The organism is Paenibacillus sp. FSL R7-0163 (assembly GCF_037969975.1).
Taxonomy (GTDB): Bacteria; Bacillota; Bacilli; order Paenibacillales; family Paenibacillaceae; genus Paenibacillus_AQ; species Paenibacillus_AQ odorifer.
Window position 1 is genome coordinate 1,203,010 of sequence record NZ_CP150224.1, and the last position, 14,872, is coordinate 1,217,881.

At 44.1% G+C, this 14,872-nt stretch carries 15 protein-coding genes; 11 read left to right on the top strand and 4 right to left on the bottom strand.

Annotated elements, in window-relative coordinates; genetic code table 11:
• The first annotated feature begins 82 nt into the window (after positions 1-82).
• Genes NST45_RS05125 through gnpA form a run of 3 tightly spaced genes read left to right on the top strand, consistent with a single transcriptional unit; the run spans position 83 to position 4,074 of the window.
• Positions 83-1,024: a sugar ABC transporter permease gene (locus NST45_RS05125; RefSeq protein WP_256717410.1), complete on the top strand. Its 942-nt coding sequence runs from the start codon at positions 83-85 to the stop codon at positions 1,022-1,024.
• A gap of 9 nt (positions 1,025-1,033) precedes the next feature.
• On the top strand, positions 1,034-1,888 hold the full coding sequence (locus NST45_RS05130) for a carbohydrate ABC transporter permease (RefSeq protein WP_081384465.1): 855 nt from the start codon (positions 1,034-1,036) through the stop codon (positions 1,886-1,888).
• A 26-nt stretch (positions 1,889-1,914) separates the two neighbouring features.
• The gene (gene gnpA / locus NST45_RS05135; protein ID WP_339825091.1) at positions 1,915-4,074 is read left to right on the top strand and encodes a 1,3-beta-galactosyl-N-acetylhexosamine phosphorylase; all 2,160 of its coding nucleotides are present in this window, start codon (positions 1,915-1,917) and stop codon (positions 4,072-4,074) included.
• Between the two features lie 555 nt (positions 4,075-4,629).
• Here gnpA and NST45_RS05140 read toward each other — a convergent pair.
• Both NST45_RS05140 and NST45_RS05145 read right to left on the bottom strand, forming a co-directional pair.
• The gene (locus NST45_RS05140) at positions 4,630-5,745 is read right to left on the bottom strand and encodes an IS110 family transposase (RefSeq protein WP_036683961.1); all 1,116 of its coding nucleotides are present in this window, start codon (positions 5,743-5,745) and stop codon (positions 4,630-4,632) included.
• A gap of 305 nt (positions 5,746-6,050) precedes the next feature.
• Positions 6,051-6,956, bottom strand: a complete 906-nt coding sequence (locus tag NST45_RS05145; protein ID WP_339825094.1) for an AraC family transcriptional regulator — start codon at positions 6,954-6,956, stop codon at positions 6,051-6,053.
• 182 nt (positions 6,957-7,138) lie between these two features.
• Here NST45_RS05145 and NST45_RS05150 point away from each other — a divergent pair, with 182 nt between their 5' ends.
• From NST45_RS05150 to NST45_RS05160, 3 genes are read left to right on the top strand one after another with little or no spacing between them, the layout of a single operon-like run.
• Positions 7,139-7,987, top strand: a complete 849-nt coding sequence (locus tag NST45_RS05150; protein WP_076104352.1) for a sugar phosphate isomerase/epimerase family protein — start codon at positions 7,139-7,141, stop codon at positions 7,985-7,987.
• Between the two features lie 20 nt (positions 7,988-8,007).
• Positions 8,008-9,021 carry a Gfo/Idh/MocA family oxidoreductase gene (locus NST45_RS05155; RefSeq protein WP_339825097.1) on the top strand — a complete coding sequence of 338 codons (1,014 nt, stop codon included), beginning with the start codon at positions 8,008-8,010 and terminating at the stop codon, positions 9,019-9,021.
• A 31-nt stretch (positions 9,022-9,052) separates the two neighbouring features.
• Positions 9,053-10,066: a Gfo/Idh/MocA family oxidoreductase gene (locus NST45_RS05160; RefSeq protein WP_339809644.1), complete on the top strand. Its 1,014-nt coding sequence runs from the start codon at positions 9,053-9,055 to the stop codon at positions 10,064-10,066.
• 77 nt (positions 10,067-10,143) lie between these two features.
• Here the strand turns inward: NST45_RS05160 and NST45_RS05165 are convergent, their stop codons facing one another.
• Positions 10,144-10,353: a hypothetical protein gene (locus NST45_RS05165; RefSeq protein WP_036683023.1), complete on the bottom strand. Its 210-nt coding sequence runs from the start codon at positions 10,351-10,353 to the stop codon at positions 10,144-10,146.
• Between the two features lie 205 nt (positions 10,354-10,558).
• On the opposite strand from NST45_RS05165, the gene NST45_RS05170 reads away from it, so the two are divergent.
• From NST45_RS05170 to NST45_RS05185, 4 genes are all read left to right on the top strand, one after another.
• Positions 10,559-10,873: a hypothetical protein gene (locus NST45_RS05170; protein WP_076273031.1), complete on the top strand. Its 315-nt coding sequence runs from the start codon at positions 10,559-10,561 to the stop codon at positions 10,871-10,873.
• A 120-nt stretch (positions 10,874-10,993) separates the two neighbouring features.
• The gene (locus NST45_RS05175) at positions 10,994-11,527 is read left to right on the top strand and encodes a hypothetical protein (protein ID WP_036683019.1); all 534 of its coding nucleotides are present in this window, start codon (positions 10,994-10,996) and stop codon (positions 11,525-11,527) included.
• A 97-nt stretch (positions 11,528-11,624) separates the two neighbouring features.
• The gene (locus tag NST45_RS05180) at positions 11,625-12,743 is read left to right on the top strand and encodes a hypothetical protein (protein ID WP_076104355.1); all 1,119 of its coding nucleotides are present in this window, start codon (positions 11,625-11,627) and stop codon (positions 12,741-12,743) included.
• Entirely contained in the window at positions 12,740-13,312 is a 573-nt protein-coding gene (locus NST45_RS05185; RefSeq protein WP_038572592.1) for a type 1 glutamine amidotransferase family protein, read from the top strand. The genes NST45_RS05180 and NST45_RS05185 overlap by 4 nt, the downstream gene beginning before the upstream one ends.
• 65 nt (positions 13,313-13,377) lie before the next feature.
• Here NST45_RS05185 and NST45_RS05190 read toward each other — a convergent pair whose 3' ends face one another.
• A complete protein-coding gene (locus NST45_RS05190) occupies positions 13,378-13,971 on the bottom strand; it encodes a hypothetical protein (RefSeq protein ID WP_036683014.1) in 594 nt (197 codons plus the stop codon).
• 208 nt (positions 13,972-14,179) lie between these two features.
• Between NST45_RS05190 and NST45_RS05195 the strand changes: the two genes are divergently transcribed.
• The gene (locus tag NST45_RS05195) at positions 14,180-14,836 is read left to right on the top strand and encodes a ribonuclease H family protein (RefSeq protein ID WP_038572590.1); all 657 of its coding nucleotides are present in this window, start codon (positions 14,180-14,182) and stop codon (positions 14,834-14,836) included.
• Positions 14,837-14,872: the final 36 nt, after the last annotated feature.

Consider the following 14,872-nt stretch of genomic DNA (forward strand, 5'->3'; position numbering starts at 1 on the left):
ATCTCATGCAAATGCATCCTGTTAGGAATGGATAAGGTTATCTATGAACGGGATGCATTTTGTATGAAGAGGAGTGAGAAAGATGTCTGAAATGCAGCTGGCAGAAGTAGCTCCTAGACAGAGAAAATCAAAGATTAGGACAGCGAAAACCAGAAATCCTAAGCTATTCATAGCGGTATGCACGATTCCTACGCTCCTGTTAACCCTCGTATTTATGATTATTCCAACCTTTCGGGCATTTTTTATGTCTTTTACGGATGCCACCGGGATGAGTGATGAGAACAAGTTTATCTTTTTGGATAACTATAAATATATGTTTCAAGATGAGATGTTCCTCAAAGCTCTGAGAAATACATTTAAACTGATGCTGGTTGTGCCAGTAATTACATTGATTTTTGGGCTGGTGCTTGCTTTTCTATTAACGCAGACGAAGCTGAAGGAAAGAGGATTTTACCGAACCGTATTCTTTTTCCCTAGTATCATCTCTTTGACGGTAGTCGGAATTATCTGGTCCTTTGTGTTTCATCCCAACATGGGCATTTTGAATAATATTCTGGGGAGCATCGGATTAGATCAACTGAGCAGACCCTGGCTTGGAGATAGCCGAACAGCATTGTGGTGTGTAGCCGTTACACTGATCTGGCAAGCGGTTGGTTATTATATGGTCATGTATATCGCTGCGATTGACGGGATTTCTGCGGATGTGTTTGAATCGGCGACTATTGATGGTGCGGGATATCTCCGGAAGCTTACCAGCATTACGATCCCTCTGCTAAAAGATATTATTGGCATTACGTTTGTGTTGTCCCTGGCAGGTACGATCAATTTAAGTTTTATAGTTGTAACTGTAATGACTGGCGGGGGTCCGGCAGGTGGAACTACTGTTTTACTCCACTACATGTACACGCAAGCTTTCCAAAATGCGAACTTTGGTTATGCCATGGCTATTGCTATTTTTACGCTGGTGTTCGCCTTTGTGCTTTCTTTTCTGTCCAGACTACTTACAAATCGAGCAGAAGGGTAGGGGAGAAGGATGACGAGCAATCAACAGAGTCTTATAAAAATGAATATTGCCAACTGGATCACGCGGCTGTTTCTGATTGTAGCCACCATTGTTTTGTTATATCCGTTTGTATGGAATCTCTTAGCTTCATTTAAAAGCAATACGGAATTTCTAACCGACCCCTTCTCCTTACCACAAGCCTTACACTTTGATAACTATGTACGCGCTTTTCAGAAATCCAAGATGGGGAGTTATTTCCTGAACTCTATCTTTCTTGTAATGTTATCCACGGCGATTCTAGTTATTTTTGTAGTTCCTATGGCTTATGTCTTAACGAGATTTAAGTTTTGGGGCTCCAAACTAATCCTTAACCTTTATATGGCCTGTATCTTTCTGCAAGCCTCCTACATTATGGTTCCTTTATTTCTGCAGGTGAATTCATTCGGGATGTTGGACAATCGCGGGATGCTCAGTTTAATCTATGCTGTTCTGCAGTTTCCCTTTGCCATCTTTGTATTAAGTGGATTTCTGCGGTCCGTCCCTAGAGATTATGAAGAAGCCGCTAAGATTGACGGTTGTGGCAACACAGGAGTGCTCGTCAGAATTGTTGCGCCGCTTGCTAAACCGGGGATTGTGACGGTCTGTATGCTGGCAGCGATGGGCTTTTGGAATGAGTATCCGCTGGCATTGGTCTTAATTCAAAGTGATAGCAAAAAAACATTGCCAGTAGGTTTAGCCAATCTTTTTGAGGTTCAACGTTATGCTACAGATTGGAGTGCACTATTTGCCGCGCTGATCCTAGTGCTGATTCCAACAATTCTTTTATATGTGATAGGACAAAAGCAATTGCTCCAAGGAATAAGCGCAGGCGGAATTAAGGGCTGAACAACAAAGACATGGAGGGAAGTTACGTGGACAAAGGAAGATTTACACTGCCTGGTGAAACAGGGATGGAAGAGGTCATAGCCGATCTCGTCGAAAGATGGGGTGTAGATGCCGTACGTGACAGTGATGGCACGAATCTATCGCAGGACATTCTCGACATGGGTCTGCAAATTTATTCAACGCTTTGTCTCGTCCGTGAGGACAACGAGTGGGCGAAGCAGCATCCGCAATATAGACAGCAGATTTATCTGATGTCTGCTCCAGTAATAGTAACTTCAAAGGTGAAGACCATCGATATTATGGCTGATTATTTTGTCGATCAATTTAGTCCTAACACAGATGTGAATATAAAAAAATATTGGCAGGTTGTAAACCGGACTACAGGAGAAGTATTACCTTCTGAATGTTGGAGTTATGCAGAGGGGATTGACACACTTGAGCAGGCGGTACAATTTCACAAATATACGGTCAGTTTCTTGGCCTACCAGAAATGGGAGCCAGTCTCCATGTACAATCACATCACGAATGATTGGGATGAGGAGCATCGTTTACCGTTGGATGTTCGTTATCCCGAGGCTCAAGAGCATGTTTTGAAGGTGCTGGAGGATTGGCTGAAGAAACATCCCAAGACAGATATCGTACGTTTTACGACCTTCTTTTATAATTTTGATTTGATTTTTAACAAGGAAGGTAAGGAGAAACAAGTGAATTGGTTTGGCTATCTCAGTTGTGTAAGTCCACTTGCGTTAGAGCAATTCGAACAAGCTTATGGGTACCGATTGACTGCAGAAGATTTTGTGGATCAGGGGCGATATAACACACCATTTAAGAACCCGACCCAAAGATATCTGGACTGGATGGACTTCAATCAGAAATTCATCGCAGGTTATGCGAAACAATGTGTAGATATGGTGCATGATTTCGGGAAGAAAGCGATTATGTTTTTTGGGGATCACTGGGCGGGCACAGAGCCTTATGGCAAATATTTTCCGGAGATCGGGCTCGACGCAGTGGTTGGGGCAGCAGGAGATGGCGTTACAACCCGTATGATTGCGGATATACCTATTAAGGATACCGAGGCACGTTTCTATCCTTATTTCTTTCCAGATGTCTTTTTTGAAGGGGGAGACCCTGTCGGAGAGTCCATGCCGATCTGGATCAAATGCCGGCGTGCGCTCATGCGCAAACCAGTTGGCAGGATGGGGTATGGCGGATATTTAAGTCTAGCGCATCAATTCCCGGATTTTATAGATCATGTGACAGAGATTGCAACGCAGTTCAAAGGGATTCATGCCAATGCAGAAGGGACACAGCCTTTTAAAGCTCCTTTTAAAGTGGCGGTTCTGAATACTTGGGGCTCCCTTCGAAGCTGGCAGACACATCAAGTGGCTCATTCATTATGGAATCAAAGATGTTACTCCTACATAGGGGCATTAGAGTCACTGGCAGGCTTGCCGTTCGACATTGAGTTTATAAGCTTTGATGACATCAGGTTAAGTGGGATTGATCCTAGTATCGGTGTGATTATTAACGCGGGTGATGTCCATACCTCTTGGAGCGGTGGAGATCAATGGAGCGATCCGCAAGTTGTGGCAACACTCCGTGAGTGGGTGGATCAAGGGGGCGGTTTTATTGGGATTGGTGATCCATCAGCTTATGAACATCAAGGGGTTCTTTTTCAACTAGCGGATATTCTAGGGGTTCAGAAGGAGATTGGATTTACAGCAAGCATCAATAAGGCCAAGGTAACGCCTGTGCAGGATCATTTCATAACGGAAGATCTGGAAGGTGAGATCGATTATGGTGAAGGGATGACCATGGTTTATCAAGCGGAGGCCGGAGCAGAAATATTGGACGTGCACCAAGGCAGCTGCAATCTTGCCGTGAACTCATTTGGTCAGGGGCGGGGCGTTTATATCGCGGGGCTTCCCTATAGTATTCAGAATACCAGACTACTCAGCCGAGCGATCTTTTGGGCTGCACATCAAGAGGAGCAGTTGTATTCATGGTTCTCAGTGAATCCGAATGTTGAATGTCATGCGTATCCTGAGACGGGTCGATATTGTGCCGTAAATAACACTTCCGAGATCCAAAAGACGACGATCCTGATGGATAACGCTGTGATCCAAGAAATAGAGTTGGGTGGGATGGAAAGTGTGTGGTTTCAATTTGAGATCACACATTAGGAGTCAGCCGTAACTACGGCGAATAATTAGACTTCCGGCTGCTGTTATCTCCAACTTTCCTGAATTGTACCGCTTCGATGGAGTGATTGGGGAATTTCTCCCTGAAATTCCGGGATTTTTGGTCATCAGACTAATAATCAGGGAAAATCTCCCTAAAGTTTAGCTGATTTGATAGCAATTATAGAAATTCCTCTTATTATTAGGGAGGAATTCCCTGATTTCGTTCATTTAGAGCGAATATTGATTATTTTCAGGGAGTTTTTCCCTGCTATGAACGAATTAGTCAATTCCCCTGTTTTCCCCTTTAAACTAGAGGGTTTTCAATCCCTTGGGCACAGAGACAAAATGCGAGTCGTCGGCTGGCAATCTGCTATCCGTGGGTTGGTTACCACATATTATGCCTACGTCGAAGGAGCTTCCGTAAACTAATTTCGCACGTTAGATCAGGGATCCTGTGCACAGGGAATTCACGGATTCTCCTCGAACCTTTCTCTTTGTCTCCATGCCCCAAGGATTCAAATCTTTTGGGTATGTTTTTATTTTTTTTCGTTTCACCTACGCCATTTTTCGTTCTGCCTCTACCGCAATCGACCAGATAAATCCAATTAACTCACGACCCACTGCTGCCATGGTTAAATTTCGGTGTTTCCCGCGTCTGACTAATTTTAAATACTTGCTGTGTAACCGTTCTTGGGCTTTCCACGACGTTTCATGGACATGAATACTCTGGCCCTCAAGACGCACTGCTAAATCTCCCTTGACGGCAGGGCGGTGACGGTAACTCCATGCGGACTCCACCAGTGCGCGCCGCACTCCGGAATTTCCGACTTTTGTAAGACTCCCTCTTTTGGTACTTGCTCCCGAGGAATATTCCCGTGGCACGAGTCCCAGGTAACTCATGAGCTGAGCCGGTGAACGAAAACGTTCGAAATTTCCAATCTCGACAACTAAAGTCATAGCTGTCAGCAGGGCGATTCCCCTCAGGCCTTGCAACGCTTGAATGACAGGTGCGTAAGGGCAGATCTGTGCTTCTTCTCGCATTGCGGCTTCAAGTCGCTTGATTCGCTCCTCCACTTCCCGGAGCTGTTGCAGGGATTCGGTAAATACCCGTTCTTGAGCTACATTATTAAACTTCAGCATAGAGAGCCATTCCCGGTACCTTTTGGTCCAGCGTTTTTTCATACCCTCTGGCTTGTGAATTTGGTGGCGCAATAGAAAATGAATGAGCCGTTGCCGAGCCCGATGTAGGTCTTGCCTAGCATCTTCTCGTGCACGAATGAGATCTCGTAAAGCTTCGAGTTCTGGCGTTGGCACATAGATCGCAGTCAATTCTCCAGCCCGGTGTAACTGAGCCAGTTTTTCTGCATCCCGTCGGTCGGTTTTTATGGCATCTCCGGGACGCTGTGGCATACGCGAAGGTGCAATTACCACACAGGAAATTCCCATCTTCGTCAACCAGCGGTATAAGTCGTACCCCGTAGGCCCGGCTTCATAGCAGACCTCCAGTGTAATCCCTGAACCTTTGAGTTTCCGAATCATTCGAGCCACTGCATCTGGGGTATGGGGGATGGCTCCATAATATCGTGCGGGTTCCCGACCCTCATCTGCAATCGCCACCGCAATTTTTTCTTTAGACACATCCAAACCGACGTATTTTATGGTATTCTTCATAGTAACAGCTCCTTTCGCATGTAGCTCTGTAATGGTTGTCCTTTTAACTTCCATTTTAACCTACGGTGTGCGAAACAGGGGCTGCCTTTCGTTCATCATAACTAATTAGTTTTAGAGCCGTCCCCGCATACTGCATTAACGCAGAAAACACGAACGTTCGCCGCCCCGCATATTGCACATCTCACCGTACAATGTATATTGTTTATCGGCCCCCACAGGTATCATACAAAGCAGATGATCCACCACCCTCAATGTTTTTAGCGAGTTCTTCTAACTTGGATTGAGATATTCTGGGGTTTCCGTATCTAGAGTATCCGGGACAACTTGCGATAAGCCCGCGGAGAAATCCCCTCATTCGCGGTAAATACCCTGCTGAAATAATGGATATCAGGATAACCAACCTTATCACCGACCTGTTCAATCGGCCAATCCGTTTCGCGCAGCAGCTTGCGTGCTTCCCGATGCCGGATGGAACGGAGATATTCACCAGGAGGCATGCCAGCCACCTCACGAAATAGCTTGGAGAAATGGTCTTCATGCATATTCATGGCACCAGCCATGAATTTATTACTCCAGCGGTCTGCTAGCTTTGAATCCATCTCGTCGATTAAAGCTCTGATCCGCCCGGTATGAACGGAAGATTTGGCTGCATTTCGGGAGCTTTGTGTTCGGAGCAGCGAGGTTAGGATGCCGAGCAGTAACCCCCGACAGACCCATTCATAACCGGCAGGCCGCATCGTAAATTCATGCACGAGCTGTTCCATCGCATGAATACATTCGGGTGGCGGGGTATAAATGGGCTCCTGTGACAATGGCATAAAAGGAGCGGTCACAGCTTCCAAGGCAAACTTCTCGGCCATAACCTCCTCCTCATTGACCAGCATGTCTTCATCGCTTGTAATAATCGATTCCCCAAAAAAATCAAAATGGATCCCAATGAGTTTGGTTTCCGAATCTGACACAATCGCATTCTGATGATATACCCCGGAAGAAAGGAATATCAGTTGTCCTGAATTCAGGATATATTCCTCCGTATCCATTTTTGTTGATAATTTCCCCTGGCGAACGTATAGCAGCTCGAAATCATACAATCTTCTTCTTGGAAAGAGGCAAGGTGAGAGGGTTTGGAATTGTGCGTAGTGAATGCCAGGTGACCACTCCCGGGAAGGGACCTGTTTTCTCAGGGGATAACGGGGTTCTTTTTCAGCCACGAATAAACCTCCCATACAGTATAAAATGATTTACTAAATAGACCGGAATCGTGCAAAAAATCTCTTGTTCACCTAAATAAATCTAACTTACAATCTATTATAATATAAATAAATCAAGGATATAAGGGTATTTAGGGCAGGATCTTAAAAGACGGAAAATAACAAATTTGAGGAGGATTCAGATGAAAAAGGGAATAAACATTTGGTCGTTTCGCGAAGGTACTGAGATCGAAGAATGTGCACGTCTGGCTAAAGCGGCGGGGTTCGATGGAATTGAATTGTCTTTGAATGAATCGGGTGAACTTGGCCTGCAAACCACTGAGAAAGAAGCTATTAAGATCAGAAATTCCATTCAGGAGATGGGGTTAGAAATTGCAGGACTGGCGACAGGACTATATTGGTCATATGCCATGACAAGTGAATCCGCGGCGAACCGGACGAAGGCTATCGATGTATGTAAAAAACAATTGGAGCTGGCAGCAACACTTGGCGTAGATACGATTCTTGTCATTCCTGGTGCGGTTGGTGTCGATTTTATTGAGGGCTGTGAAGTAGTCGATTATGAAAAAGCTTATGATCGAGCCTTGAAGGCGATCAGTGATCTAGCTCAGGATGCAAAAATGGCGGGTGTTTCTATTGGGATTGAAAATGTGTGGAATAAATTCCTGCTGTCTCCGCTTGAATTACGTTCTTTTATAGATGCTGTAGGCTCCAATTATGTAGGTTCCTATCTGGATGTAGGGAATATCGTTCATTCTGGTTATCCAGAGCAGTGGATACGGATTCTAGGCCATAGAATCAAGAAGGTGCATTTCAAAGATTACCGCCGGGCAGCCGGAGGACTTCATGGATTTGTTGATCTACTTGCTGGGGATGTGGATTATCCTGCTGTTATGGAAGCACTGCAAGAGATCGGCTACAGCAATTATGTTACTGGTGAAATGATACCGCCATATACGCATTATTCGGAGCAAATCATTTTTAATACTTCTGCAGCGATGGATGCTATTTTAGGACGCACTAGTTACTAAGTTTAAGAGAGGTGAAGGCTGTGCTCAGAGTGGGGCTGGTGGGCTTTGGATTTATGGGCCGAATGAACTTTGATCAGTATGTTCAATTGCAGGAAGACGGCCATCCGATTTCTCTGATTGCCATTTGTGACCCCCAGATTGAAGTCCTTAAACATACTAAATCCGCGGGAAATATGGACACGGCCCACGAGGTATATGATTTATCCCCTTACAACCTTTATGAGAATTTGGAGCATATGCTCGAAAAAGAAGAACTAGATGTTATTAGCCTTGCAGTACCTACGTACTTGCATGCTGAAATGGCTTGTTCGCTGCTGGAACGAGGGTATCATGTGTTCTGTGAAAAGCCGATGGCGAGACATTCCGCAGAAGCTTGGAAGATGGTAGCGGCGGCGCAAAGCAGCGGAAAAAAATTGCTGATTGGCCATTGTCTTCGCTTCTGGCCGGGATATGAATATTTGAAGGGGATCATAGCTAGCGGTGAGTTCGGTGAAGTGACAGAGGCTTATTTTTACCGGGGTTCCGGTGCTCCTAAAGGGTGGCTGGTCAATGATGAGCTAAGTGGTGGCTGTATGCTGGATATGCATGTACACGATACGGACATCATCCATCACTTATTCGGAAAACCGGATAAAGTATCAACGCTTGGGCGGAAGGTTTTACCGGGAAGTGGCTATGATATCGTCTCCACTCATTATTTTTATCAGGATGGAAAAGTGGTCAATGCCCAAGCGGACTGGACACTGGAAGGCGACTTTGGTTTTTACATGGGCTATCGGATTAATTTTGAACGGGGGAATGTAGTCTTCGATGGCGCGGAAGTTAAGGTGAATCCTAATTGTCAACCGGGGTTCATTGCGAAGCTTTCTTCGCATACCGGATATTACAGAGAGTTGGTATATTTCTTAAAAGTCATTCAGAACGATGAGCCAGTGACCCTATGTATGCCTGAAAGTGCGGCTCAGTCCATAGAAATCATTGAGGCTGAAATCCAATCGGCTGATCAGGAAGGTACCTGGATACGGATACGTTAAGTGCCATATTTTTAGTAAAGGAGACTTCACGATGTTGAAAATAGGTTTGATCGGTTTTGGATTTATGGGCCGGATGCATTTTGATAATTATGTGCGCTTAACGGAAGAGGGGCAGCCCATTGCCCTTAAAGCCATCTGTGATTTGCGAATTGAGGAATTAAAGGATGGAAAAGCAGCCGGGAATATGAGCACTGCCCAGGAAGTCTATGATTTGTCAGCTTACAATCTATACGATGATCTGGAGAAAATGATAGCCAGTGAGGAACTGGATATGATCGACATTGCGGTTCCTACTTATCTGCATGCGGAAATGACTTGTTCGCTGCTGGAACGTGGATATCATGTATTTTGTGAGAAACCGATGGCCAGAACTTCCGCACAAGCGCTGAAAATGGTGGAGACGGCAGTCCGCTGTGGGAAAAAACTGATGATCGGACATTGTCTCCGTTTTTGGCCGGGGTATGAATATTTAAAAGAAGTGATAGAGAGCGGGCAGTTCGGTCAGGTCACGGAAGGGTGTTTTTACAGGGGATCTGGTGCTCCTAAGGATTGGTTTCTTGATGAGACACTAAGCGGTGGAGGCATTATGGATATGCATATTCACGATACGGATATGATTAACTATCTGTTCGGCAGACCGGATAAAGTATCATCCTTAGGACGTAATGTCCTTCCGGGAAGCGGATATGATATCGCATCGACTCACTATTTTTATAAGGATGCAAAAGTAATTAATGCTCAGGTGGATTGGACGCTGGAAGGTGATTTTGGGTTTTACATGGGGTATCGGGTTAATTTTGAACGAGGAAATATAGTGTTTGACGGCAGCGAGGTCAAGGTCAATCCGAATGACAGGGCAGGCTATATAGCGGAACTTTCGCCGGATGTTGGCTACTATAGAGAGCTTGTATATTTTCTGAATGTCATTATCCAGGATAAGCCTATCATTATTTGTACGCCAGAGAGTACAGCGGAGTCTCTAAGAATCGTGGAAGCAGAAATGAAGTCAGCGGATGCTGAAGGCGAATGGATCGTGCTAGATTAGTTGTGTGCAGAGTGAGTAAGGACGTGAGCTGGAAGAGGATCATTCACAATGACCTTTTTCCAGTTCACGTCCTTTTGTCATCGCTGAAATTTGGTATTGTCTCTTGCATAATGGGATACTGATCCGTCATATCTTCTCAGCCGTACTTGTTCATCAGAGAACAGTTCAACAATTCCTGAAGCAACCTCTGAATACATTCCATCAGGATCAAGCTGTAGCGCAGAAATATAGGTTTGGGATAAGGCAGCTATAAAAAAATCAATGTTTTTCACTAGTGTTTGTGGCATGTTATTCCCTCCGGTGACATCTTGTACATGATGATATATTAAACCATAGGAGTTATTTTACCATGATTTATCGTTGAGTTTTAGGAAGAATTCTTTGGTAAAAGTCGAAAATATGAGAAATTTGGTTGAAAATGTATTTAAGATCATCTTTAATGAAACAAAGAGGGTAATTTTACCACTCTAAATAAATTAAGGGGATTACATAATGAAAGACTATGAAGTGCTGGAAATTAACAAAAAGAGTTTTTTTAAAACGACTATCTATTTTATGATCATTCCTACACTGCTATTGTTTATAGTAGGTTTAGGGATGGTGGTGGTCGGGCTTATCATTAAAGAGACGTTTATGGTTGTTATGGGTATCCCTTATTTGATTATGCCGGTTATTTTGATACTCATTTATGGTTTGGTGGGTATGCTGGTAGCGCTGGTATATAACAAGCTGGCGAAGAGATTCGGAGGACTAGAACTGAAAATAGTGGAGAAAACCCCTCCGGTTGAAGCAAACTATTTACCATAACCCAAAGTTATTAAAGGGCAGGTATTGCGATGATTTCGCTACCTGTCTTTTTTTATCTTTTTAATTTGAAAAGAAACCGGGGAATGGATATGATTTGGATAATGAAAGGATGATTGCCAGATGACGGAACAGACACAAAGAGCCAAGGAGCTGTACATTCAGTTTTTGGGTCATTTTTTAAATATGCATAAAGCAGGAGTGCTTAAGGAGTACAAGAGTTTTGAAATTCCAAGAGAAGTGGAGCTGGAATGGCTGCAGGAATGGGCCACGGAGCACGTCAAGCAGTTGTCGATACGGGACTGGGATGCGATTACGATACTGGAATCCATTTCGCGGAATTATCAGGATAGCTGGATTGTGGAAAAAGTGGCTTCTTTTGCTTCGCGGAATATTATGAGCGCCGATAGTTTGGTTAGACTGATTTATGCGGAAAAAATGCTTGAAATCATTCGTTCTCATAATCAAGTGATCACAAAAGAACTGTTATTTCAAGGATGTAAGGTTGCTGTTCAAATCCTCGAGGATGTAATCTCACAGCCGCTGGTCATTGATCCTGGACACGAACTTAAAGAACATAACCTTAAAGATAAACGTGCGTTAAACAGTCGAGCCCAACAAGGGATTGAAGAGGTAAAGGTACTAATTAATTCTTAGCTGCCAAAGTTGACATACTGTTGTCAAATTGGGTGTGCTACGATTTCCTGATAGAATCACGTTTGCTGATCTAAAGATGAAAATGAGGGATTATCGAATGGCTGAACCTTTAAAAGCAATGTACAATGAACAATTTCTGCGTGAGTTCGGCGAAAAGATTCGTGGCGTACATAGTGTCTTCGATACTGAGGCATTTGTAAGCTCAGCCATGACTGAACCGTGGGATACGCTTGAGCTGAAGGCAAGAATGCGGCGGATCACCGAGACGTTGGGCAGCCACTTACAGCTTCCTTATGAGGAAGCGCTGGCTATCCTATTCGCCATTGCTGAGGAATGTGTAGGATTTCCTTATTTAATTTTTCCGGATTTCGTTGAGGTATATGGCCAAGGAGACGAACATTGGGCGTTGTCTATGCAGGCGCTGGAAAGATTCACAGCGAAATCATCGGCTGAATTTGCAGTTAGGCCGTTTCTTTTGCGGGAACCAGAGCGGATGATGGCTCAAATGCAGATATGGGCGAAGCACCCTGATGAGCATGTACGTAGGCTGGCTAGTGAAGGCTGTCGGCCTCGTCTGCCTTGGGGACAGGCGCTCCCCATGTTCAAGCTTGACCCGGCTCCGGTATTACCTGTACTTGAGCAGCTTAAGGCGGATACATCCCTGTATGTGCGTAAAAGTGTCGCTAATAATTTGAATGATATTGCGAAGGATCATCCGGAAGTGGTGCTCGATACCGCTCGGCGCTGGAAGGGAACACATCCCGATACAGACTGGATTGTGCGGCACGGCTGCCGTTCTTTGATTCGTAAGGCTGAGCCAGAGATTATGGCTTTATTCGGATACGCAGAGCAGACAGACGAAGCTACTCCACTTATAACGAGTGCTTCAATTCTATTGGAACCTTCTATCCTGACCATTGGCGAAAGCTCTGAATTACAGTATAAGCTTCAAGTTCGTGAGGGAGCTCCGGCACGGATTCGGATTGAATACGGAATCTATTTCGTGAAAGCGGCAGGTCGAACCTCTCGTAAATCTTTTTTGTTATCGGATAAGACCGTACCTGGAGGTACAATTCTGTCAGGTAAACGGACACATCGTTGGGCTGATTTAACAACTCGGCGTCATTATCCAGGAGAGCACCGGATTGTGCTGCTGGTAAATGGGCGAGAAGTGGCGGAAGTGGCGTTAGAACTTAAAGGGAGTGCTAATATATGAAAAAAGAAGTTTTGATGTTTCTATCCAATGGCTACGCTGATTGGGAAAGCGGATATATTAGTGCCGAACTAAATAAGCCGGAGAGTGAATTTAAAGTAAGCACAGTTGCTTTAACTAGCGACAATGTCAAATCTATGGGTGGATTTACTGTTGTACCTGACTATACTTTAGACAGTTTACCTGTTCAGTATGAAATGTTAATTTTAATCGGGGGCACAGGCTGGAAAGATAATTCAGCTATTACTCCAGTGATTGAAAAATGTTTGCAGGAGAGTGTACCTATTGCCGCTATATGTGACGCTACAACTTTTTTGGCTGAACATGGCTATTTAGACAACATACCGCATACCGGAAATTCATTGGATTATTTAAAACAAAACGCTCCTAATTATAAAGGAGATGCAAATTATATAGAAAAACAGGCAGTTTCGAGTGAACATATCATTACTGCTAATGGTACGGCTGCTTTAGAATTTGCAAGGGAAGTTATGAAGAAGTTAGAGGGTTTCCCAATCGAAACCGTCGAGGGATGGTACAATTTTTTCAAAGATGGTTTTTATCAAGAATAAAAATGTATATAAAAAAGGTGGTCTCAAGTCTTAACGACTTCAGATCACCTTTTTGGGGTTGAAGCTTATTTTTTCACTTCTGTAACACCAGTTACTTTTCCTTGATCGGATGAATTAAAGGTGGATTTATATTGATCGTTTGCGAAGTAGACATTGCCTTCAACGGTTGCGTTCACCAGGGTAAAACCATCCGCTTCTACGTATACATCTCCAATAAAAGTGCCGCCTTGAATACGGGCGTTTTTACTCTTGATGGTCAATTTTGGAGCAGTCAGTTTGAAGGAGTTGGTGATGTTGTGATCCGCATCTTGTGTGTATAGAGCAATTTTTCTGGCGGGTTCCTCTTTATTCATGAATTCTCCATCCACGACGAGATCTTCGGTGAAGGTTAAGTCTTTAAGTGTGGCAGCAATCCAGGTTCCCTCTGGACTGATGGCGCGTTTGAAGGCTTCTTCATTATCTACTACGGAAGCTGAGGTTACAGCATCTGTGGTGTTATTTTGATTATTAGCGGTGCCTGCATTATTAGTGGTACCCGCGTTATTTGTGTTCTCAGGAGTGCTTGTTGCAGTAGCATTATTAGCATTATCTGTTGCATTTCCACATCCGACCATTAACACAAAAGCAAATACCGCAGCAACACTTGCTATCTTTCTCATCTGTATAACCTCCCTAAGTAATTGTACCGATATCCTTCGAGCTTACTATAGAGTGATTAGTTAGTAATTTACCAATCAATCTACAAATGGTAATATAGGCCTGGACATCTCTGGCGTATAGTATGACCTGAAAAATGTGATTTATCCGATGAATTCACGAGCAATATGGATTACAATAAGTACAGGCAGTAGAAAAGGAGCATTATCCATGGCCAAGCAGAAATATTATGTAGTCTGGGAAGGTAAACAACCGGGAGTCTATAGCACTTGGGCAGAATGCCAGGCACAGACAGATCATTATACCGGTGCAAAATATAAATCCTATGAATCCAAAGCAGCAGCTGATGCGGCATATAAAGCGGGCTGGAAGGGGAATTGGGGAACAGGGGCAGCTGGTGCAGCAAAGTCTAAGGGGACAAGTTCTTTTAAACGCAGTGCTACAGTAGAGACCTCTGAGGAGATTGATTACAACAGTATTTCAGTAGATGTGGGGACTCGTGGTAATCCGGGGCCTGTTGAATATAAGGGTGTAGATACACAAACGGGAGATATCATTTTCTCCTGTGGTCCGATCAAAAAGGGCACTAATAATTTAGGTGAATTTTTAGCGATTGTCCATGCCTTGGCGTTGTTGAAGAAAGAGGGAAGCGATAAAACGGTTTACAGTGATTCTGTAAATGCAATGAAGTGGGTGAAGCAGAAGAAGGTGGCAACAACCTTGCCGCGCGATTCTTCAACAGAGGAAATTTGGGTGCTTATTGATCGGGCAGAGCGTTGGTTGCAAACCAATACATATGACAATAAGGTGCTCAAGTGGCACACAAAAGAGTGGGGCGAGATCAAAGCGGATTATGGTCGGAAATAAAAAACTATATCGCTATGGTTTCGGTTAAAGGAGGAG